Below are 19,958 nucleotides of genomic sequence, written 5' to 3'. Positions count from 1 at the left end.
CCTCGTCCTTGCCGGAGCTTTTCGATGATCCGTTCTGCGTTACTGCTGGCCCTGTTGTCCGCCATTCCCCTGTCCCATGCCGCACCGAACCTGACCACGGTGTCGGAACGCTCGGGCTTCACCGCCACCGGCCGCTACGACGAGACGATCGCGCTGTGCGCGGCATTCCAGCAGGCGTATCCAAAGCAGGTCCAGTGCATCGACTTCGGCATCACGCCGGAAGGCCGGCCGATGAAGGCGCTGGTGGTCAACGGCGGCGGCGTGTTCACGCCAGAGGCGGCCAGGAAGCAGGGCCTGCCCGTGACCCTGATCCAGGGCGGCATCCATGCCGGCGAGATCGACGGCAAGGACGCCGGTTTCCTGGCGCTGCGCGAGGCGCTCGAAGGGCGCGCGGCCAAGGGTGCGCTGGACAAGCAGGTGCTGCTGTTCGTCCCGGTGTTCAACGTCGACGGCCACGAGCGCTTTGGCAAGTGGAACCGCCCGAACCAGCGCGGCCCGGTCGAGATGGGCTGGCGCACCACCGCCCAGAACTACAACCTGAACCGCGACTACCTGAAGGCCGACGCACCCGAGATGCAGGCCATGCTGGCGCTGGTGAACGCCTGGGATCCGCTGGTCTATGTCGACCTGCACGCGACCAACGGCGCCAAGTTCCAGCACGATATCTCGATCCAGGTCGAGCCGGTGTATTCGGGCGATCCCGAATTCCGCAAGGCCGGCCTGGCACTGCGCAGCAACGTGATCAAGGACATCGCGAAAGAGGGCTCGACGCCGCAGTCCTACTACATGTCATTCGTCAAGCACGACGACCCGATGTCGGGCTTCATGGACAGCGTCTCGGACCCGCGCTTCTCGACCGGCTACTTCCAGCTGCGCAACCGCATGGCGATGCTGGTGGAAACCCACTCGTGGAAGGAATACCCGGTGCGCGTGCGCATTACCCGCAACACCGTGGTCTCGGTGCTGGACCAGGTCGCCAGGCACGGCAAGGGCTGGCAGCAGGCGGCGTATGCCGCCGATGCGCGCGCGGCCAAGCTGGGCAACCAGCCGGTGACGCTGTCGTACAAGGCCAGCGACAAGAAGGAGATGGTCGACTTCAACGGCTACGCCTACACGCGCACGCCATCGGAAGTGTCGGGCGCGCTGATGACGCGCTACGACGAAACCAAGCCGCAGGTGTGGCGCGTGCCGCTGTGGCAGGACATCGTGGCCGACGTCCAGATCACCGCGCCGCGCGCCGGCTACGTGATCCCGGCCGCCTACGCCGCGATCGTGGGCGAGAAGCTGCGCCAGCACGGCGTCGTATACCGCAAGCTGGATAAGGCGGTCGAGCGCTTCGACGCCGAGACCTTCCGCGCCGACAAGGCGCTGCTCGCCCCCGCGTCGGTCGAAGGCCACCAGCGCCTGACGGTGGAAGGCAAGTGGAAGCCCGAGACGCGCGCGGTCGCGCCAGGCGCGCTGTTCGTGCCGATCGCGCAGCCGAAGGCGCGCCTGGTGGTGGCGATGCTCGAGCCGCAGGCAGCCGATTCGCTGCTGGCCTGGGGCACCTTCAACACCGCCTTCGAGCGCAAGGAATACATGGAAGACTACGTGGCCGAGGACGTGGCGCGCGAACAGATGGCGGCCGATCCGGCGGTGGCCAAGGCGTTCCAGGAGCGTCTCGACAGCGATCCGGCGTTCGCCAGGAACCCGCAGGCGCGCCTGGAATTCTTCGCCAAGCGGCATACCTCGTATGACGAGCGGCTGAACCTGTATCCGGTGCTGCGCGCGAACACGGAGCTATAGGCATCATTCGGCGGACGGGCGGACGTGCAGGCTATTCGCACAGCCGACCAATCGAACGTGTCCGGCATGATGATGGCGTCACCGCTCGATTGCATCGGCACGGCTGCTTTCAGGAAGCGGCCGGCCTTTGAGGTTAAAGCGCCTGGAAAAACTGAGTGGCCGTGAAACGCCCCGGGGATCTGTAAAAGGAAGGCGAAAACGCGCGGTTTCCAGCAACTCCATCGTCCAGGTGATGCCGCCGATGAAATTGAAGCGCAGGATATCAGGCGGTTGAAGTTCAAGTCCCGAAAATGCGCCCGTGGAATACATCGCGCCCAACGAGGCCGAGTCGATGATCTGCCATTGGGCGTCCAGTAGATAAATCCGCAGATAGTCTTCGAGCGGAATATTGTCCGTGACAAAAAGGATGCGGAGGCCTCGCCACTCGACGGCAGTTTCGAGCACTTCGCCAGTAATGACCTTCCCGGTGCTTTCGCCGTTGATGAGTATCTCGCTTTGTGCAAGCTTGGTCTCTGTCCAAGGGCTTGTCAGCCGCAGCGCAACGTCGGTGGATGTCAGTATTTGCATGTCGTGTTTTGCTTACCAGATGAAGCTGGTGCCGAATGCACTCAACGTACCGCCCACGAAGGCCCCCACCGTGACGCATACGGGTGCGCCTGGCCCGCAAGCAAGCCCCGCTATTGCACCACCAGCAATACCGCCTCAATTCCTGCACCAGAAGCAGCTAGTTCCTTCTTGTACTGATCTTGTTGTTGGACGTTGCGATGTTATACGCAGAAAGACTCAAGGATGCCAACAGGAGACCTCGTCCGGCATACGAAAGGCGTGACATTGCCTGGTTGACGGCTGGATTGGACTTTCCAGCAGGGGCGACTAATTCTGCGAAGATTCTGTTCTTCTGGGTAGTCGAAAGAGTTCTCTTACCTCGGATAATTTCCATGATCAAGTTGCGCGTCGTGTATGCCTGCTGAGCGGCAGATGCCCAAGTAATTTTTCCTGATACAGCTTCCCGTCTCAGCTGCTCAGCCATTTTCTTGATCTCACGACTGTATGAGAGTCGGGCATTCGAATCGATGGTCAGATGAGCGCCTGCATTTGCTAACTGCGTTTCCAGTGCCTGACCGACGGCCACGATGTGTTCGCCCACATGGTGGTCCAGCCCGACGGCAAGATCGTCACCCTCGGTACCACCGGCGCGACCTCGACCAGTCTTGGCCTGGGTGGCGAATTGATGCTGGTGCGCTACCACGCGAACGGCCGGCTCGACACCAGCTTTGGCGAAGACGGCATCGCGCTGATCCCGGGCCATGGCATCGCCGTCGGCCGCGATCCGGGCAGCCTGGCCCTGGTCGATGGCAATTCCTCGTGTTCGGCACCACCACCACCGACCTGGCCCTCGACAACGTGCAGTCACTGCTGGCGCGGGTAAATGCCGACGGCACGCTCGACGCCAGTTTCAATCCCGATCCGACGTCCTCGATTGGCGACATCGTGCGCTTCGGCGGCGCCGAGGCGGTGGCGCTCGATGCGAATGCCGCCATCCATGACGCCGAGCTGCATGCGCGCGGCGACTACGGCGGCGCTTCGTTGACGCTGGTGCGCCAGGACGGCGCGGCGCCCGAGGATGTGTTCTCGGCGCTGGGCGAGGTCGTTTCGCGGACGTCTTGCTGCGTGTCGATGGCCTCACGATCGGCAGCGCCAGCCAGGACGACGGCGTGCTGACGCTGGACTTCAATGCGCAGGCCACCCAGGGGCGCCGCAGGAGTGATCGGGGCAGGACCGGCGGCGGGCGTCAGCACAGCTTGCCGTCGAAGGGATCGCCGATGGTGCAACTGGCGTAGTCGATCCCGCTCAGTTCCGCATACTGCGCCAGCGTGCGCGCGCTGCCCAGGCCATAGGCGCCGGGCAGGCCGTCGCCCATCAGCAGGCGGTTCAGGCGCTGTTTCGCGCGCTCGGTCAGGTAGGCCGAGCCGAAGGCGCGCCGGGCCTCGGTCTCGCCATGCCAGTGATGGGTGGCATACGGCATGCCCTCGGTCTTGTACAGGTGGTAGACCGGCGTGGTGAGGGGGTGAAAAATGTCCCATCCGCGGGTGAAGGCGCGCACCGCCAGGCTCTGCTCCTCGCCATGGAAGTACAGCCAGGGGTCGTAGGGCACTTCCTCGATGAAGGCGCCGGCCGCGAACAGGAAGCCGGCCGAGACGTGGCAGCCCATCACCGGCTCGCTCGTAAACAGGTGGCGCGCCATGAAGCGCAGCACGGCGTCGTCCGGCGCCAACCCCTTCTCGGGATGGGGACGCAGCACCAGCGCGGTATGGCCGGCGCTTGGCGTGTACTGCGGCTGGCCGTCGACCATGTCGAAGCGGTAGGGGTAGGTGCTGATCACGGGCTTGAGCGAGCGCGCCCGCAGTTGCCGGTGCAGCGCGCGCAGCTGGTCGTCCCAGCCCGGCTCGAACAGCGTGTGCGAATCGACCTGCAGCACGAAGTCTTCGCCGTCGTACAGCGAAAAGCCGATGCTGCGCGCCCAGCACACGCCGAGCGTGTCCTGCGGGTGCAGATGGACATAGCGTACCTGGCGCGCCTGCGCCAGGGCGGCGATCGTGGCGCGCTGGTCCTCGACATGCTGGTCGATGACGCCGATGTGCACCAGTTCGGGACGGGCGGCCTTGGCGAAGGCGTCGTTCAGGGTGAACAACAGCATCGGGTCGAGATAGGAGGCGATGCTGACGAAGATCGCGCCGCTCATCTCGCATACCCGGCCGCCGACCCTTCGAGCCGCTTGCCGCCGTCGTCCGCCGTGAGCGCGCGCTGCAAGGCGGACGCCGGCAGGTTCATCAACAGGCGCACCAGCTCGGGCTGGCGGTTGGTCGCGGTCTTCTGGTAGATCGACAGCAGCTGCTTGCGCACCGTGTCGTACTGCACGCCGAGCAGGTCGGCGATGGTCTTGAGCGGTACGCCATCGGCCAGCATCGAGGCGATCCGGCACTCCGCGTGCGACAGGCCGAAGGCGGCGGTGAGCAGGGCCGAATCGATTTCCTGGGCCGAGGTCGGATGGTAGAAGAACAGCATCACCAGTGGGCGCAGGCCGAAGCTGCCGAGCGTATTTTCCGGCGTCAGCATGGAAAAGAAGGCATACAGGGTATCGGGCGCCGCGCCGGCTTCGCTGCGCATGTGCAGCGCGCGGGACTCCTTGTTGTCGGGGATGCCCTGGGCGGCGGCAAGGCGCACATGGGTTTCCAGTTCGCCGCACTGCATCAGGAACGAGGTGCGGTAGCGCTGCGGCAGCACCAGCCTGCCATCGGCCACCTGCACCAGGCTGGTGGCGGCGAGCAGGCCGCGCGCCGCCTCGTTGGCCAGCACCACGTCGCCATGCGCGGTCAGGAGCATCACCGGCTGGCGCAGTTTGTCGACCAGGGCGTGGCCCACCAGCGCCTGGGTCGAGTACACGAATTGCGCCAGGCCGAGGCGCACCGCGCGCTCCATGTGCGGCCGCAGGCGGTCGAGGAAGGCCAGGGCATCAAGCGGCAGCGGGCCCTCGTCGCTGCTGCGCAGGCACGACAGGATCACGGTCGCCTCGGGGGTCTCGACCAGCTTGCAGGCCGAGACATAGCGCGCCCCGTGCGGGATCAGGAATTCCTGGTAAAAGGGGTGGTCGGCGGCGAAACCGTCGTCGAAATGCTCGTGGCAATGCAGCCAGCCGTTGGTGGATTGCTGGCGCAGCAGGCCGACGCGCGGGTCGATGAACTGGTATTTCTGGATATATTCGAGGTCGATCTGCGGGGCCATGGCGGCGCCGTCGCTGTACGACAGCGCGCCGCGCTCGCCATCGAAGCCGAGCATGTGGACGGCGCGGCCACCGATCGCTTCATGCACGCTGTCGAGCATCAGGCGCCATGCGGCCCGGTCGTCCAGGGTGTCGTAGATGAGGTTGACGATGCGGTCGAAGCGCGCCTGCGACAAGTCCACGATTTCTCTCCCGATATTAATTGTGCATTTATGCAAATGCTATCGGGCCTTCGATTCTTGGTCGATACAATTTTGCGACATCTATTGATTGTGGAAATTGTAAGACACAAGCTGTTGTCACAACGCCGCACTGGCGCTTCAGGGCGCGTTGCCAGTCGGCGGCAACGAGGTCAGCACCACGGTTCTTGTCGCGCCGCCTGGCGCAGCGCTGAGCTGGTAGAGGCGGTCGTATTCGTTGTCGGCGATATCGGCGCCCGGTTCGCCGCCGAACAGGCGCACCAGTTCCGGCAAGGTGTTCGAATGGCCGACCACCAGCACCGCGCCATCGCGTGCCTTGACCTTCTCGACCAGCGCCTTCGGGGCAGCCGGGTCGTAGTGTTCTACCGTCAGCCCGAGTTGCTGCGCCAGCGGCTGCGCGGTCTGCAAGGTGCGCGCGGTCGGCGTGCTGAAGATGGCCTGGATGCCGCTGCGGTGCAGGATCGTCGCGATGTTCTGGGCGCGCAGTTGCCCTTGCGCGGTCAGGGCAGGGTCCTGGCCGGTGCTGGCTTTTTCGCCGTGGCGGACGAGGTAGATTGCGGTCGGTTCAGCGCAGGCCATGCCGGGGATCAGGATGGCAACAGACAGTAGAGATGTTCGCAGCAAGCGTGCGAGGTGGATCGATGGCAGGCGCATCGGCGTGTTCTCCAAGAAGGACAGGTGGGCGGGCTTCCCGCCCATGCGTTCAACCATAGCATGCGTTGTCACATCATCGAGGTGACGCCATCAAAGCTGCGTCAACGAAATCGTATTCGCCACCGGCGTCGAACACGGCTCCTCATCGAACGCAATATCCCCCAGCGGATTCGGCACCCCATCCGTCTTCAGGCCGACGAAGTCGAACAGGTTCCGGTCCTGCAAATGCGACGGCACCACGGTCGACAGCGACGAGAAGATATTCTCGACCCGCCCCGGATGTTTCTTTTCCCACTCGCGCAGCATGTTCTTGATCTGCTTGCGCTGCAGGTTCTCTTGCGAGCCGCACAGGTCGCACGGAATGATCGGGAACCCCTTCACTTCGGCATAGCGCTCGGTATCGGCTTCCTTCACATAGGCCATCGGACGAATCACCATGTGCTTGCCATCGTCCGACACCAGCTTGGCCGGCATGCCCTTCAGTTTGCCGCCGAAGAACATATTCAGGAAGAAGGTCTCGAGGATGTCGTCGCGGTGGTGGCCGAGGGCGATCTTGTTGCAGCCGAGTTCATCGGCCACGCGGTACAGGATGCCGCGCCGCAGGCGCGAGCACAGCGAGCAGGTGGTCTTGCCTTCCGGGACCAGGCGCTTGACGATGCTGTAGGTGTCCTGGTTCTCGATGTGGTACGCCACACCGAGCTTGTCCAGGTAAGCCGGCAGGATATGGGCCGGGAAGTTCGGCTGCTTCTGGTCGAGGTTGACCGCGACGATATCGAAGTGGATCGGCGCGCGCTCGCGCAGGGTCAGCAGGATGTCGAGCAGGGCGTAGCTGTCCTTGCCGCCCGACAGGCAGACCATCACCTTGTCGCCGTCCTCGATCATATTGAAGTCGCCGATCGCCTGGCCTACCAGGCGGCACAGGCGCTTGTGCAGCTTGTGGTCTTCGCGCGCGATCTTTTCCTGCTTTTTGGCGTCGATCGCCAGGTCGGCGGTCGGGAAGTCGTCTTCGACCACGCGCTCGATGACTGTTTCGTTCATGCTGCATCCTTGATCTGGAACACTTCGACACCGACGCCTTCGCAGTCCGCATAGACATCCGGCTTCATCGTCGACACGCTGGCCGCGCGCACGCGCGGATGCGCGAGCATGGCCTTGACCACGTCGTCGCACAGGGTTTCCTGCAGGTGGATGTGGCCCCTGGCGATGCGCTGGGCAATGGTCTCGCGCATGAAATCGTAGTCGACCACTTCCGACAACTGGTCGGCCTTCGGCGTCGACAGCTCCAGCGGAATATACAGCTCGACATTAATCAGGACACGCTGCTCGCCCTTCTTCTCGAAATCGTGCACGCCGATATTGATCATCACTTCGTAATTGCGCAGGAACAGCCGGCGGCAATCGCGCAAGCTCGGGTGGGACAGGGCGGACAACATGGTTAAGCCTTAATTTGATGGTTTATTCGATTCGGTCAGGAACATCACGTCGCGGCCGAGCGGCACCAGGTGCTGGCCGCCATCGACCAGCAGGGTGGTGCCGGTCAGCGCGCGCGCGCCGGCCGCGTAGACCACCGCGTCGGCGATGTCCTGTGGGGTCGAGGAGCGTCCCAGGGGCGTCTTGCGGTGCGCTTCGGCGAAGCCGTCCTCGGTCTGCTCGCCCGAGACCAGCGTGATGCCGGGGGCGACGCCGACCACGCGCAGCTTCGGCGCCAGCGCCTGCGCCAGCATCGTGGTCGCCGCATGCAGCGCCGCCTTCGACAGCGTGTACGACAGAAAATCCGGGTTGAGATTGTACAGTTTCTGGTCCAGCAGGTTGACCACGACCGCTTGACTGCCTGGCGGCGTGGCCGCGTGCAGCGCCTGCGCCAGCAGCAGCGGGGCGGCCACGTTGGCCTGCATATGGGTGCCCAGCAGGGCCGGCGAGAAGTCGGTGGCGCTGTCGTATTCAAACAACGAAGCATTGTTGACGATGCAAGACACCGGCCCCAGCGCGTCGATCGCGCGGCCAAGCAGCCGGCGCACCGCCGCTTCATCGGCCAGGTCGCATTGCAGCAGCGCCGCGCGCCGGCCCAGCGCCAGGATGGCGTCGCGGGTGGCGATCGCATCGCGTTCGGAATGGCGGTAATGCAGCGCCAGGTCCCAGCCGGCTGCGGCCAGGCCGAGCGCGATCGCGCGGCCCAGGCGCCGGCCGGCGCCGGTCACGAGCGCAACCGGGGGCAGGCAAGTCGAGGAACTGTCCGTCATCGTGGTTCCATGAAGGCGTAAATTGTTGATAAAAGCTATTCTGGCTACAATGCCGGCATGTCCCTGCCCGCACCCGACCACGACGCCCTGGCCGCGTCCCATTCCCTGCAAGATCTCCTGGCCGCCGATATCGCGCAGCATGGCGGGGCGATCGCCTTTTCTCGGTTCATGGAGCTGGCGCTGTACGCGCCCCGGCTCGGCTACTACAGCGGCGGCGCGTCCAAGCTCGGCGCCGATGGCGATTTCATCACCGCGCCCGAGCTGACGCCGCTGTTCGGGGCGGCCGTGGCGCGCGTGGCAGCCGCTATTATCGCCCAAAGCGCGCCCGACATCATCGAGTTCGGCGCCGGCACCGGGCGCCTGGCGCGCGACGTGATCGCCGCCCTGGCCCGGCAGGGTGTTCCATTACGCTCGTACACCATCATCGAATTGTCGGGCGAATTGCGCGCGCGCCAGCAGCACAACCTGGCCGACCTGCCGCAAGTGCGCTGGCTGGACGCCATGCCGGACGGTTTCAGCGGCGTGGTGCTGGCCAACGAAGTGCTCGACGCCATGCCGGTCGAGCTGGTGATCCGCGGCGCCGACGGCTGGCGCCGGCAAATGGTGACGGTCGAGGACGGCGCATTCGCCTTCGTCCAGGCGCCGCTCGGAGAGGCCCTCGAGCAGCAACTGGCGCGCCAGGTGCCCGACCATGAAAACATGATTGAAGGCTATGTCACCGAGCTGCACCCGGTCGGCGCCGGCTTCATGCGCTCGCTGGCGAAGATGTTCGCGGGCGGCCGCGGCGCCGCGATCCTGGTCGACTACGGCTTCCCGGCCCACGAGTACTACCTGGACCAGCGCATCGGCGGCACGTTGATGTGCCACTACCGCCATCACGCGCATCCGGATCCCTTCTATCTGCCCGGCCTGCAGGACATCACGGCCCACGTCGACTTCACGGCGATGGCGCTGGCGGCGCAGGACGCCGGCCTGCCGGTGCTGGCCTATATGAGCCAGGCCGCCTTCCTGCTCGGCGCCGGCATCGGCGAACTGTTGCTGGAAAACGACCCCGAGGACGCCAAACGCTTCCTGCCCCATTCGCGGGCGGTGCAAAAACTGGTTTCTCCTGCTGAAATGGGGGAATTGTTCAAGGTGCTGGTGGTCGGACAAGACGTGGAACTGCCGGCCGCCATCGCGGGCGCGGACCGCAGCCACCGATTGTGAACTTGGGGTATCTTGCACAGCGATCTTGCACAGGAGACACAAATCCGGCTAAGCTGTGAGATATTCCCGCACCCCGTCGCCACGACGGGCATCGGCCGAGGACAGACAGAACGCGCAGGGTAGAAGCGGGTAGACTTGACAGATCATGGCCAAGATTCACACACATTATGACAACCTGAAGGTGTCGCGTCATGCGCCCCAGGAAGTCATTCGTGCATCCTACAAGGCCCTGAGCCAAAAATATCACCCTGACAAGAATCCGGGCGACGAAAAGTCCGCCCGCATCATGGCGGTCGTCAATACCGCCTACAACGTCCTGTCCGATCCCGTGCGCCGCAAGGAACATGACGAATGGATCGCCTCCGAGGAATGGGAGGTCGAGTGGCTGGAAAGTTCCAACGCCAAGGAAGGCCAGCCGCGCAAGCATGGTGAGCAGGCAGAAACGCCGCCGGGCGGCAAGCCGCGCCGCAGGCGCCTGTGGCGCGATCCGCGCTGGTGGCTGGGCTTGACGAGCTGCTTCGTGGCCGGCGCCATCGCCGCGGTGCTGACCATCGAACACCAGCCGGACATCGTGCCCAGCGCCCTGGCCTGGAGCGGCGTCGCCCAGCCCGAAGGCATCAAGACCGGCCATGCCGATGCGCCCGGCGTCGATGCCAGTAGCGATGGCTGGGCCCGCCGTATCGGGCCGGATGGCGCCAAGGGCCCGCCGCCCGCGGTGCGCGCGCTCGCCGTCACCCAGTTGGCAGTGCCGGCGCGCGTTCCCGACTGCAGCACCGATCTGCAGACCCTCGCCGCGCCCAGCGGCGATCCGTGGCCGCTCGAGTCGTCCTACCTGCCGGGCTACCCGGTCGGCAACGACGGCGAAGAGATGCAGGTCTCGATCGATAACAGCGCGAACCCGGGGCCGGTGTTCGTCAAGCTGTACGACCTCGACCGTCGTTCGAACGTGCGCCACGCCTTCGTCCAGCAGCGCTCGACGTTCACTTTCGACAAGCTGGCGGCCGGCAAGTACGAGGTCCGCTACCAGAACATCGTCGACGGCGCCAGCAAGTCCGAGTGCGACGGCAGCCACGCCGCCCTGCGCCAGGCGGCTGCGGATATCCAATAATCCTGTCGTTTTTTCGGCGCGGTGACATATTCTGGTGTCACGTACTTACCCGATTTCATTATTTTCGTTCTGCGCCGTAATATACTGGCCTGATGCCGCGCGCCCATGCAGCCGCGGCGCTACGCCCAACGCAGGCTCACACGGACCATCATGAATGAACTGGAAGGCCTGACGGCCCTGATCATCGAACCCCATGCGGGAATGCGGGCCAGCATCCACAGCATGCTCACGCTGTGCGGGCTGACCCGGATCGAGCACGCCAGTACCTCCAACCAGGCCGTCAAGCACCTCGGCCTGCGCCAGTTCGACATGATCCTGTGCGAATACGACCTCGAAGGCGGCCAGGATGGCCAGCAACTGCTCGAAGACTTGCGCCACCACAAACTGATGCGGCTGGCCACCATGTTCTTCATGGTCACCGCCGAGGGTAATCACAGCAAGGTGGTCAGCGCCGCCGAGCTGGCGCCGACCGACTACATCCTCAAGCCCTTCACCGCCGACCGCCTGCTCGACCGCATCGCGCGCGCCCTCGACCGGCGCAATGCCTTCCTGCCGGTATACACCCTGATGGAGGCGGGCGACCAGGAACAGGCCATCGCCGCCTGCATCGAGGGCCAGCGCCTGCACACGCGCTACGCGGTCGATTTCCTGCGCCTGCGCGCCGAGCTGCACATGTTCCTGGGCCAGGCCGAGCAGGCCGAGCCGATCTATCGCCACCTGGTCGAGATCAAGGCCATCGCCTGGGCCAGGCTGGGACTGGCCAAGACCCTGTTCGTGCGCAAGCGCTACGACGAGGCGCGCGAGATCCTGGAACACCTGGTCGACACCAACCGCAACTTCGTCGATGCCTACGACTGGCTGGCGCGCACCCACGCCGCGGTCGGCCAGTTGCAGAAGTCGCAAGCGGTGCTGGGCGAGGCGGTGGCGGTGTCGCCGCATGCCGTGCGGCGCCTGCGCACGCTGGCCGACACCGCCTTCGACGCGGGCGACGTCGACACCGCCGAAAAAGCCCTGCGCCAGGTGGTGGGCAAGGCCAAGTATTCCGAGTTCCGCGACCCCGAAGACCACGTCAAGCTGGTGCGCGCGCTGGTGCACAAGGGCGACCCGGTGGGCGCCGCCGCCGTGATCCGCGACCTCGACCGTTCGATGGGCGGGCGCAACAATACCGCGCTGTGCAGCGCGATCGCCTCGTCCCTGGTGCACGAGTACACCGGCAACGAGGCGCGCCTGGGCGAGGCCCTGGGGACGGCCCTGGCCGCCAGCAAGGACGCGCCCGGCCTGTCGGCCGAACTCAAGCTGGAGCTGGCGCGCACCTGCATCGACAATGGCCGCGAAGAAGGCGCTTCCGAACTGGTGCGCGAGGTGATGAGCAATGCCTCGAGCGATGCCGTGGTCACGCGCGCCATGGGCGTGCTGGAGCAGGCCGGCAAGGGCGAGCTGGCGCAAGCGCTGGCCCAGCAGAGCCGCCAGCAGGTGGTCGACCTGGTCGCGGGCGGCGCCGCGCGCGCCAGGAATGGCGACTACCAGGGCGCGGTAACCCTGATGCTGGAAGCGGCGACCAAGTTGCCGAACAACCCGGCGGTGGCCTTCAATGCCGCGCTGGCGGTGCTGCGCTGCCTCGAGCACGAAGCCTGGGACAGCCGGCTCGGGGCGCAAATGCCGGCCCTGATCGGCAATGTGCGCAAGCTCGATCCGCTCAATCCCAAGCTGCCGGCGCTGGCGGCGCTGCACCAGCAGGTGCTCAAGCAACACAACCAGGGACTGCGGCAGGGCGCGTACGCGGCCGCGCCGCTGCGCCAGGCGGGATAGGGCGATGGCGGACACTCCCCAGGACGGCGCCGTGCGCCGCGTGCGTCCCGCCCTGATGCGTAAGCTCAGCGGCACCGAACGCATGTTCACCCTGGGCGGCGCCATCATGCACGTGATCGGCATGGGTTATAGCGACGACCTGGGCACGGCCGATCTCGCGTATTACGTGGTGTCCGACGTGGCCCTGACCCAGCGCATCCTGCGGCTGTCGAATACGGTCCAGTACCGCACCCTGTCCGGCACGCCGGTGACGACGATCTCGCGCGCCATCTCCCTGCTCGGCTTCGACAATGTGCGCGCCGCCGCGTTGGCGATGCTGCTGGTCGATGCGCTCGATACCGCCGAGCACGGCGTGCGGGTGGAGCTCGAAGCGGCCCTGTGCGCCAGCCTGGTGGGACGCGAGCTGGCGCGCCACAGCCCGATTCCCGGCGCCGAGGAAGCGGCGATCTGTGCGCTGTTCAAGAACCTGGGCGCACTGCTGCTGGCCAGCCATGAACCGGAGCGCTACCGTGAAATCGCCGCACTGGTGGCGGCCGGCAAGCACAGCCCCAGCCTGGCCGCGCAACTGATCCTGGGCTGCAGCTTCGAGACCCTGTCCGAGGCGGTATTGCGCGAATGGCAGATGCCGGCCCTGATCGTGCAGGCCCAGGTGGCGGTGGGGCCGGGGGTGCTCGCGGTCGCGGCCGACCGCAATGAATGGATGCGCCAGGTGGCCGCCTTCAGCCGCGAGATGGCGCGCCTGATGGGCCGCCACCACGATCCGGCCGCCGCGCCCGAGACCCAGGACCTGATTCGACGCTACGGCGCGGCGCTGGGTGTCGACCATCCGGCCATGGTGGCGCTGTTCGACGAGGTCCAGGACGGCATGAACGGCATGCTGCAGAGCATGAACATGGAGCGCGCGCCCAAGACCGACCCCAAGGCCGGCAATGGCCTGCCCAATGTGCTGGCGCTGGCCACGCTCGATGCGGGCGAGGACGACGAGGCCGAGTTCCACCCCAGCGGCAAGCCACGGAATGCGCGCGACCTGTTGCTGGCGGGCGTGCAGGACGTGACCCTGCTGGGCGGCTCGGGCGCCGGGGTCAATGACGTGATCATGGCGGTGCTCGAGACCCTGTATGGCGCGCTCGGTTTCCGCTTCGCCACCGTGTGCCTGCGCGATGCGCGCACCAGGCAATTCCGGGCGCGGGTATCGCTCGGCGAGGGCAGCGTGGAGCTACAGGATGGCTTTGTCTTTCCCTGTGCCTTTGCGCGCGACGTGTTTCACCTCGCGCTGGAGAACAATGCCGACATGATGATCGCGGATACCTTCAGCCCCCGGATCCGCGACCTGCTGCCGGCCTGGTACAAGACCCTGCTGGCCGATGCCGAGAGCTTCATCGTGCTGCCGCTGGTGGTGGGCAAGGCGCAGCTGGGGCTGATCTATGCGGATCGACTCTTCACCGCGCCGGAAGGCGTGGCGCCGGACGAGACGGCGCTGATCAAGGCGCTCAAGGCGCAGGTGCTGGCGGCGCTGGCGCCGGCAGGCCAGCACCATCCCCAACCCTGACCAACGTCGCTCCCGCGCAGGCGGGAACGACGTTGGTTGAAGGTATCGGCCTGCTGACAAAACAATTCCAGATAAGTTCATAAAGATTTTTTCGCACTTGGCAAAATCACCCTTGCAGCTTTACAGTCGGCCCGTTACAATCACGCCCCGAAGCAACGCTGTCAGGCAAGGTAGATAAGACTACTACCGAAACCTGATTGACAGTACGTTGAGCTTGCTTCATACTCTGCGGTTCTTCGCGGTGGGGTGGCCGAGTGGTTAAAGGCAGCAGACTGTAAATCTGCCCTCTCTGAGTACGCTGGTTCGAATCCAGCCCCCACCACCAAAAAGAAGATCGTGAAGTCGGATAGAAGTTGTACCTCGCGGGTGTAGCTCAATGGTAGAGCAGAAGCCTTCCAAGCTTACGACGAGGGTTCGATTCCCTTCACCCGCTCCAGTTAGTGCGGTGGTTTCTACATCGCAAATATCAGCCCTTGTAGCTCAGTGGTAGAGCACTCCCTTGGTAAGGGAGAGGCCACGTGTTCAATCCACGTCAAGGGCACCAGAATTTCGTACGGCAGTCGCGTTGCACTCGTCCGTCAGGTGTGCCTGGTAATTCCCAAATATATCGTTAGATCTTAGGAGTCTGAAATGGCAAAAGGTAAATTCGAACGGACCAAGCCGCACGTCAACGTCGGCACCATCGGTCACGTTGACCACGGTAAAACCACCCTGACGGCGGCAATCGCTACCGTCCTGTCGAAGAAATTCGGCGGCGAAGCCAAGGCCTACGACCAGATCGACGCGGCACCAGAAGAAAAAGCACGCGGCATCACCATCAACACCGCGCACGTCGAGTACGAGACCGAAAACCGTCACTACGCGCACGTCGACTGCCCAGGCCACGCCGACTACATCAAGAACATGATTACCGGTGCTGCCCAGATGGACGGCGCGATCCTGGTGTGCTCGGCCGCCGACGGCCCAATGCCACAGACCCGCGAGCACATCCTGCTGGCGCGTCAGGTTGGCGTTCCATACATCATCGTGTTCCTGAACAAGTGCGACCTGGTCGACGACGCGGAACTGCTGGAACTGGTCGAAATGGAAGTGCGCGAGCTCCTGTCGAAATACGAGTTCCCAGGCGACGACCTGCCAATCATCAAGGGTTCGGCACGTATGGCCCTGGAAGGCCAGCCTGGCGAGATGGGCGAAGAGTGCATCACCCGCCTGGCAGAAGCCCTGGACACCTACATCCCAACGCCAGAGCGCGCTGTTGACGGCGCCTTCCTGATGCCAGTCGAAGACGTGTTCTCGATCTCGGGTCGCGGCACCGTGGTGACCGGTCGTGTCGAACGCGGCATCATCAAGGTCGGCGAAGAAATCGAAATCGTCGGAATCGTCGACACCGTCAAGACCACCTGCACTGGCGTGGAAATGTTCCGCAAGCTGCTGGACCAGGGTCAAGCTGGCGACAACGTCGGCCTGCTGCTGCGCGGTACCAAGCGTGAAGACGTGCAACGTGGTCAAGTCCTGGCAAAGCCAGGTTCGATCAAGCCGCACAGCAACTTCACCGGTGAGATCTACGTCCTGTCGAAAGACGAAGGCGGCCGTCACACCCCGTTCTTCAACAACTATCGTCCTCAGTTCTACTTCCGTACGACTGACGTGACCGGTTCGATCGAACTGCCAGCAGACAAAGAAATGGTCATGCCAGGCGATAACGTCTCGATCACCGTCAAGCTGATCGCTCCGATCGCGATGGAAGAAGGTCTGCGTTTCGCAATCCGCGAAGGCGGCCGTACCGTCGGCGCCGGCGTGGTTGCCAAGATCCTGGCCTAATCAGCCAAGGTAGAGGGAAGCAGGCGGGGTTGCAAAGCCCATCTGTTTCCCTCAAACAGCATTGCCAGTGAGCGCGCGCTTGCTGTATAATGCTGGATTCAGTAGGAAGTCTTCGTAGGGGTGTAGCTCAATTGGCAGAGCGTCGGTCTCCAAAACCGAAGGTCGCGGGTTCGATTCCCTCCGCCCCTGCCACCGAATTCTGGTGCGCAGCACCGAAAGTAAAGAAGAATGTCTAATCAATCCGTGCAAACTGTCAGCACCTCGAATGACAAGTTCAAGGTCGCACTGGCGGTGGTTGCAGCGATTGCAGGCGTCGTCGGGTTCTTTTACCTGACTGGCCAAAACAAACCAGCCTTGGTCGCCGCAGGCGCCCTCGTGGCTGGTTTAGTTTTTGCTGTCCTGCTTTTGTGGACTTCCACCACCGGCCGTGATTTCCTGAGCTTCGCCAAAGAGTCTGTGCGCGAGACCAAGAAGGTCGTCTGGCCGACCCGCCGTGAAGCCATGCAGATCACCGGCATCGTGTTTGCCTTCGTGGTCGTGATGGCGATTTTCCTGTGGGGCACGGACAAATTGCTCGAGCTCCTGTTGTACGACTTTGTCCTGGGTTGGAAATAAACATGAGCGATAACGTCCAAGACAGTGCGACGCCGGAAGATACTCCGGCAGTTGGCGCTCCTGAGCAAGAAGCAGCAGCTGCACCGGTGAGCGTACCGGTCAGCAACAAGCGCTGGTACGTCGTCCATGTCTATTCGGGCATGGAAAAAAGCGTGATGCGTGCGCTGACCGAGCGTATCGAGCGCGGTGGCATGCAAGAACAGTTCGGCCAGATCCTGGTGCCGACCGAGGAAGTCGTCGAGATGCGCAACGGCACCAAAGCCGTTTCCGAGCGCCGCTTCTTCCCGGGCTACGTGCTGGTTGAGATGGAAATGACCGACGAAACCTGGCACCTGGTGAAAAACACCAGCAAGGTCACCGGCTTCATCGGCGGCAAATCGAACAAGCCGACCCCGATCCCAGCGCGCGAGATCGACAAGATCATGCAGCAGGTGCAAGAGGGTGTCGAAAAGCCTCGTCCGAAAGTGCTGTACGAAGTGGGCGAGCAGGTCCGGATCAAGGAAGGCCCGTTCACCGACTTCAACGGCAACGTCGAGGAAGTGAACTACGAAAAATCGAAGGTGCGTGTCTCAGTCACCATCTTCGGCCGCGCAACTCCGGTGGAACTGGAGTTCGGGCAAGTCGAAAAAGTCTAAACGCTACAATCGGAGCGTCGCAGCAGCTAGGCGGAATCCGGTAAGAGGAGCCCCGCCGAGACGAGTAGTCGTGGTGGGGCGCTACTACTCAAGTCAAAGATAGGAGCCTTTCATGGCAAAGAAAATCATTGGCTTTATCAAGCTGCAAGTTCCAGCTGGTAAAGCAAACCCATCCCCACCGATCGGTCCAGCACTGGGTCAGCGCGGTCTGAACATCATGGAATTCTGCAAGGCGTTCAACGCCCAGACCCAGGGTGTCGAGCCAGGCATGCCAATCCCGGTCGTGATCACCGCGTTCGCCGACAAGTCCTTCACCTTCGTGATGAAGACCCCACCGGCAACCTACCTGATCAAGAAAGCCGCCGGCATCACCAAGGGTTCGGCCAAGCCGCACACCGACAAGGTTGCGTCGCTGACCCGCGCCCAAGCTGAAGAAATCGCAAAAACCAAGCAGCCGGACCTGACCGCCGCCGACATGGACGCAGCAGTGCGTATCATCGCTGGCTCGGCACGTTCGATGGGCATCACGGTGGAGGGTCTGTAATGGCTAAGCTGTCCAAGCGCGTTAAAGCAATCAAAGCAAAAGTTGACCGTAACAAGGTCTACGAGTTCGACAACGCTGTGTCGATCATCAAGGAATTCGCCACCGCCAAGTTCAACGAGTCGATCGACGTCGCCGTTCAACTGGGCGTGGACCCGAAGAAGTCGGACCAGGTGGTTCGCGGTTCGGTCGTGCTGCCAGCTGGCACCGGCAAGACCGTGCGCGTCGCTGTGTTCGCGTCGGGCGACAAGGCTGAAGCTGCCAAGGCAGCCGGCGCCGATGTGGTCGGCATGGAAGACCTGGCAGAGCGCGTGAAGGCCGGCGACATGCCGTTCGACATCGTGATCGCTTCGCCGGACACCATGCGTATCGTCGGTACCCTGGGCCAGATCCTGGGCCCACGCGGCCTGATGCCGAACCCGAAAGTCGGCACCGTGACCCCAGACGTCGCTACCGCCGTCAAGAACGCCAAAGCCGGTCAGGTCCAGTACCGTACCGACAAGTCGGGCATCATCCACGCGACCATCGGCCGCAAGTCGTTCAGCGACGCAGATCTGAAGAGCAACCTGGTTGCCCTGATCGACGCCCTGAACAAGGCCAAGCCAGCGACCTCGAAAGGCGTGTACCTGCGCAAGGTCGCCCTGTCGTCGACGATGGGTGCCGGCGTTCGCGTCGACCACGCGTCGATCTCGGCTGCTTAAGCTGCAAGAATCAAGTCCTCGCCGTTAAGGCGGGGCGCATCTTTGGGCTGTCGGAGCAAACCACCGCTCCGGCAGGCAATCAAAGACCGTTGGGCCGAAGGCAGAGGTTGAGCCGACGGTTAATAGACCACCCAACGCAGATGGTGTACCCGAACAAGTTTTGTAGTCCAGCTGTGTGAATGTATCCGCCCAGTTTTAAGACTTCTTAACTTCGGACGCCGTGTGTTCGAACCGATGCAGACGTTTTGTCGGCATCATTTAAGGAGATTGACCGTGGGTCTTAATCTGAATGACAAAAAGGTCGTCGTCGAAGAAGTTTCCGCAAAAGTAGCAACTGCGCAAACCATCGTCGTGGCTGAGTACCGTGGCATCCAGGTTAGTCACTTGACCAAGCTCCGTGCAACCGCACGTGCCCAGGGCGTGTACCTGCGTGTTCTGAAGAACACGCTGGCTCGTCGCTCTGTCGAAGGCACGCAGTTTGCCTCGCTGGCTGATTCCATGACCGGTCCGCTGATCTACTCGATCTCGGACGACGCCGTTGCTGCAGCAAAAGTCATCAATGACTTCGCTAAAACCAACGACAAGCTGGTCATCAAAGCCGGTAACTACGCAGGTAAGCAGCTCGACGTAGCTGGTGTTACCGCGTTGGCAAGCATCCCATCCCGTGAAGTCCTCATCTCGCAGCTGTTGGGCGTCATGCTGGCTCCGGTGTCGGGCTTTGCACGTGGTCTGGCTGCACTGGCAGCGAAAAAAGGCGAAGGTTCTTCCGAGGCAGCTCCGGCAGCCGAAGAAACCGCTGCTGCTTAATTAAGCACAGCCTTTTTTCTCAAGTACTAACTGAACTACACACACATTAACTGGAGTTTCAAATGGCAATTAGCAAAGACGATATCCTGAACGCAGTGAGCGAAATGTCCGTCATGGACCTGAACGAACTGGTCAAGGCATTCGAAGAGAAGTTCGGCGTGTCGGCCGCTGCAATGGCAGCACCGGCAGCTGGCGGCGCCGCCGCTGGTGCAGCTGTTGAAGAGCAGACCGAATTCAACGTCGTCCTGACCGAAGTCGGCGCGAACAAAGTCGGCGTCATCAAAGCCGTCCGCGAAATCACCGGTCTGGGCCTGAAAGAAGCCAAAGACGTGGTCGATGGCGCACCGAAGACCGTCAAGGAAGCCCTGCCAAAAGCTGACGCTGAAGCCGCTAAGAAAAAGCTGGAAGATGCTGGCGCCAAGGCCGAACTGAAGTAATACATATGCACCGGGCACTTGATTCAAGTGCCCAGCGCGGGAGTCAAAGCTTGCAAAACCTGTCGGAAG

22 protein-coding genes and 4 tRNA genes are annotated in these 19,958 nt (G+C 63.3%); 18 read left to right on the top strand and 8 right to left on the bottom strand.

Features of this window, described 5'->3' with window-relative positions:
• The first annotated feature begins 24 nt into the window (after positions 1–24).
• On the top strand, positions 25–1,785 hold the full coding sequence (locus GNT67_RS02145) for a M14 family metallopeptidase (protein ID WP_159628128.1): 1,761 nt from the start codon (positions 25–27) through the stop codon (positions 1,783–1,785).
• Between the two features lie 78 nt (positions 1,786–1,863).
• Here GNT67_RS02145 and GNT67_RS02140 read toward each other — a convergent pair whose 3' ends face one another.
• Both GNT67_RS02140 and GNT67_RS02135 read right to left on the bottom strand, forming a co-directional pair.
• Positions 1,864–2,352, bottom strand: a complete 489-nt coding sequence (locus GNT67_RS02140; RefSeq protein ID WP_159628126.1) for a hypothetical protein — start codon at positions 2,350–2,352, stop codon at positions 1,864–1,866.
• 157 nt (positions 2,353–2,509) lie between these two features.
• Positions 2,510–2,932, bottom strand: a complete 423-nt coding sequence (locus tag GNT67_RS02135) for a hypothetical protein (protein ID WP_229407885.1) — start codon at positions 2,930–2,932, stop codon at positions 2,510–2,512.
• Between GNT67_RS02135 and GNT67_RS02130 the strand changes: the two genes are divergently transcribed.
• Positions 2,933–3,214, top strand: coding sequence for a delta-60 repeat domain-containing protein (locus GNT67_RS02130; RefSeq protein ID WP_159628124.1), 282 nt, complete (start codon positions 2,933–2,935; stop codon positions 3,212–3,214). It begins immediately after the preceding gene.
• Positions 3,151–3,507, top strand: a complete 357-nt coding sequence (locus tag GNT67_RS02125; RefSeq protein WP_159628122.1) for a hypothetical protein — start codon at positions 3,151–3,153, stop codon at positions 3,505–3,507. Before GNT67_RS02130 ends, GNT67_RS02125 begins: the two co-directional genes overlap by 64 nt.
• 70 nt (positions 3,508–3,577) lie before the next feature.
• On the opposite strand, the gene GNT67_RS02120 is transcribed toward GNT67_RS02125, so the two are convergent.
• The 6 genes from GNT67_RS02120 to GNT67_RS02095 form a co-directional block, all read right to left on the bottom strand.
• A complete protein-coding gene (locus GNT67_RS02120; RefSeq protein ID WP_159628120.1) occupies positions 3,578–4,528 on the bottom strand; it encodes a GlcNAc-transferase family protein in 951 nt (316 codons plus the stop codon).
• Positions 4,525–5,748 (bottom strand): helix-turn-helix transcriptional regulator, encoded by a 1,224-nt coding sequence (locus GNT67_RS02115; RefSeq protein ID WP_159628118.1) that lies wholly within the window; start codon positions 5,746–5,748, stop codon positions 4,525–4,527. Before GNT67_RS02115 ends, GNT67_RS02120 begins: the two co-directional genes overlap by 4 nt.
• A gap of 138 nt (positions 5,749–5,886) precedes the next feature.
• Entirely contained in the window at positions 5,887–6,465 is a 579-nt protein-coding gene (locus GNT67_RS02110) for a SixA phosphatase family protein (RefSeq protein WP_229407884.1), read from the bottom strand.
• 45 nt (positions 6,466–6,510) lie between these two features.
• Positions 6,511–7,458, bottom strand: a complete 948-nt coding sequence (gene ttcA, locus GNT67_RS02105) for a tRNA 2-thiocytidine(32) synthetase TtcA (RefSeq protein ID WP_159628116.1) — start codon at positions 7,456–7,458, stop codon at positions 6,511–6,513.
• On the bottom strand, positions 7,455–7,853 hold the full coding sequence (locus GNT67_RS02100) for a dihydroneopterin aldolase (protein WP_159628114.1): 399 nt from the start codon (positions 7,851–7,853) through the stop codon (positions 7,455–7,457). Before GNT67_RS02100 ends, ttcA begins: the two co-directional genes overlap by 4 nt.
• 9 nt (positions 7,854–7,862) lie before the next feature.
• Positions 7,863–8,660 carry an SDR family oxidoreductase gene (locus GNT67_RS02095; RefSeq protein WP_159628112.1) on the bottom strand — a complete coding sequence of 266 codons (798 nt, stop codon included), beginning with the start codon at positions 8,658–8,660 and terminating at the stop codon, positions 7,863–7,865.
• A 57-nt stretch (positions 8,661–8,717) separates the two neighbouring features.
• Between GNT67_RS02095 and GNT67_RS02090 the strand changes: the two genes are divergently transcribed.
• The 15 genes from GNT67_RS02090 (at position 8,718) to rplL (ending at position 19,889) form a co-directional block, all read left to right on the top strand.
• Positions 8,718–9,866, top strand: a complete 1,149-nt coding sequence (locus GNT67_RS02090) for a class I SAM-dependent methyltransferase (protein WP_159628110.1) — start codon at positions 8,718–8,720, stop codon at positions 9,864–9,866.
• Between the two features lie 145 nt (positions 9,867–10,011).
• Positions 10,012–10,974 carry a J domain-containing protein gene (locus GNT67_RS02085; protein ID WP_159628108.1) on the top strand — a complete coding sequence of 321 codons (963 nt, stop codon included), beginning with the start codon at positions 10,012–10,014 and terminating at the stop codon, positions 10,972–10,974.
• Positions 10,975–11,124: 150 nt separating this feature from the next.
• Complete coding sequence (locus tag GNT67_RS02080) at positions 11,125–12,783, top strand: tetratricopeptide repeat-containing response regulator (protein WP_159628106.1); 1,659 nt, start codon at positions 11,125–11,127, stop codon at positions 12,781–12,783.
• A 4-nt stretch (positions 12,784–12,787) separates the two neighbouring features.
• Positions 12,788–14,332, top strand: a complete 1,545-nt coding sequence (locus tag GNT67_RS02075; RefSeq protein WP_159628104.1) for an HDOD domain-containing protein — start codon at positions 12,788–12,790, stop codon at positions 14,330–14,332.
• A gap of 240 nt (positions 14,333–14,572) precedes the next feature.
• Positions 14,573–14,657 (top strand) — tRNA-Tyr (locus GNT67_RS02070).
• Positions 14,658–14,694: 37 nt separating this feature from the next.
• Positions 14,695–14,768, top strand: a tRNA-Gly gene (locus GNT67_RS02065).
• 33 nt (positions 14,769–14,801) lie between these two features.
• Positions 14,802–14,876 (top strand) — tRNA-Thr (locus tag GNT67_RS02060).
• Positions 14,877–14,962: 86 nt separating this feature from the next.
• Entirely contained in the window at positions 14,963–16,153 is a 1,191-nt protein-coding gene (gene tuf, locus GNT67_RS02055; RefSeq protein WP_159628094.1) for an elongation factor Tu, read from the top strand.
• Positions 16,154–16,269: 116 nt separating this feature from the next.
• Positions 16,270–16,345 (top strand) — tRNA-Trp (locus GNT67_RS02050).
• A gap of 36 nt (positions 16,346–16,381) precedes the next feature.
• Positions 16,382–16,768 (top strand): preprotein translocase subunit SecE, encoded by a 387-nt coding sequence (gene secE, locus GNT67_RS02045; RefSeq protein WP_005663637.1) that lies wholly within the window; start codon positions 16,382–16,384, stop codon positions 16,766–16,768.
• 2 nt (positions 16,769–16,770) lie between these two features.
• The gene (gene nusG, locus GNT67_RS02040; protein ID WP_159628092.1) at positions 16,771–17,403 is read left to right on the top strand and encodes a transcription termination/antitermination protein NusG; all 633 of its coding nucleotides are present in this window, start codon (positions 16,771–16,773) and stop codon (positions 17,401–17,403) included.
• Between the two features lie 112 nt (positions 17,404–17,515).
• Positions 17,516–17,947: a 50S ribosomal protein L11 gene (gene rplK / locus GNT67_RS02035; protein WP_137172442.1), complete on the top strand. Its 432-nt coding sequence runs from the start codon at positions 17,516–17,518 to the stop codon at positions 17,945–17,947.
• The gene (gene rplA / locus GNT67_RS02030; protein WP_159628090.1) at positions 17,947–18,645 is read left to right on the top strand and encodes a 50S ribosomal protein L1; all 699 of its coding nucleotides are present in this window, start codon (positions 17,947–17,949) and stop codon (positions 18,643–18,645) included. The genes rplK and rplA overlap by 1 nt, the downstream gene beginning before the upstream one ends.
• Before the next feature lie 273 nt (positions 18,646–18,918).
• On the top strand, positions 18,919–19,452 hold the full coding sequence (gene rplJ / locus GNT67_RS02025; RefSeq protein ID WP_123070149.1) for a 50S ribosomal protein L10: 534 nt from the start codon (positions 18,919–18,921) through the stop codon (positions 19,450–19,452).
• Positions 19,453–19,514: 62 nt separating this feature from the next.
• A complete protein-coding gene (gene rplL, locus GNT67_RS02020) occupies positions 19,515–19,889 on the top strand; it encodes a 50S ribosomal protein L7/L12 (protein WP_159628088.1) in 375 nt (124 codons plus the stop codon).
• Positions 19,890–19,958 lie beyond the last annotated feature (69 nt).

Source organism: Massilia puerhi (assembly GCF_009861485.1).
Note: the sequence above shows the minus strand (reverse complement) of the source record. Positions and strands in the feature narration are given on the sequence as shown.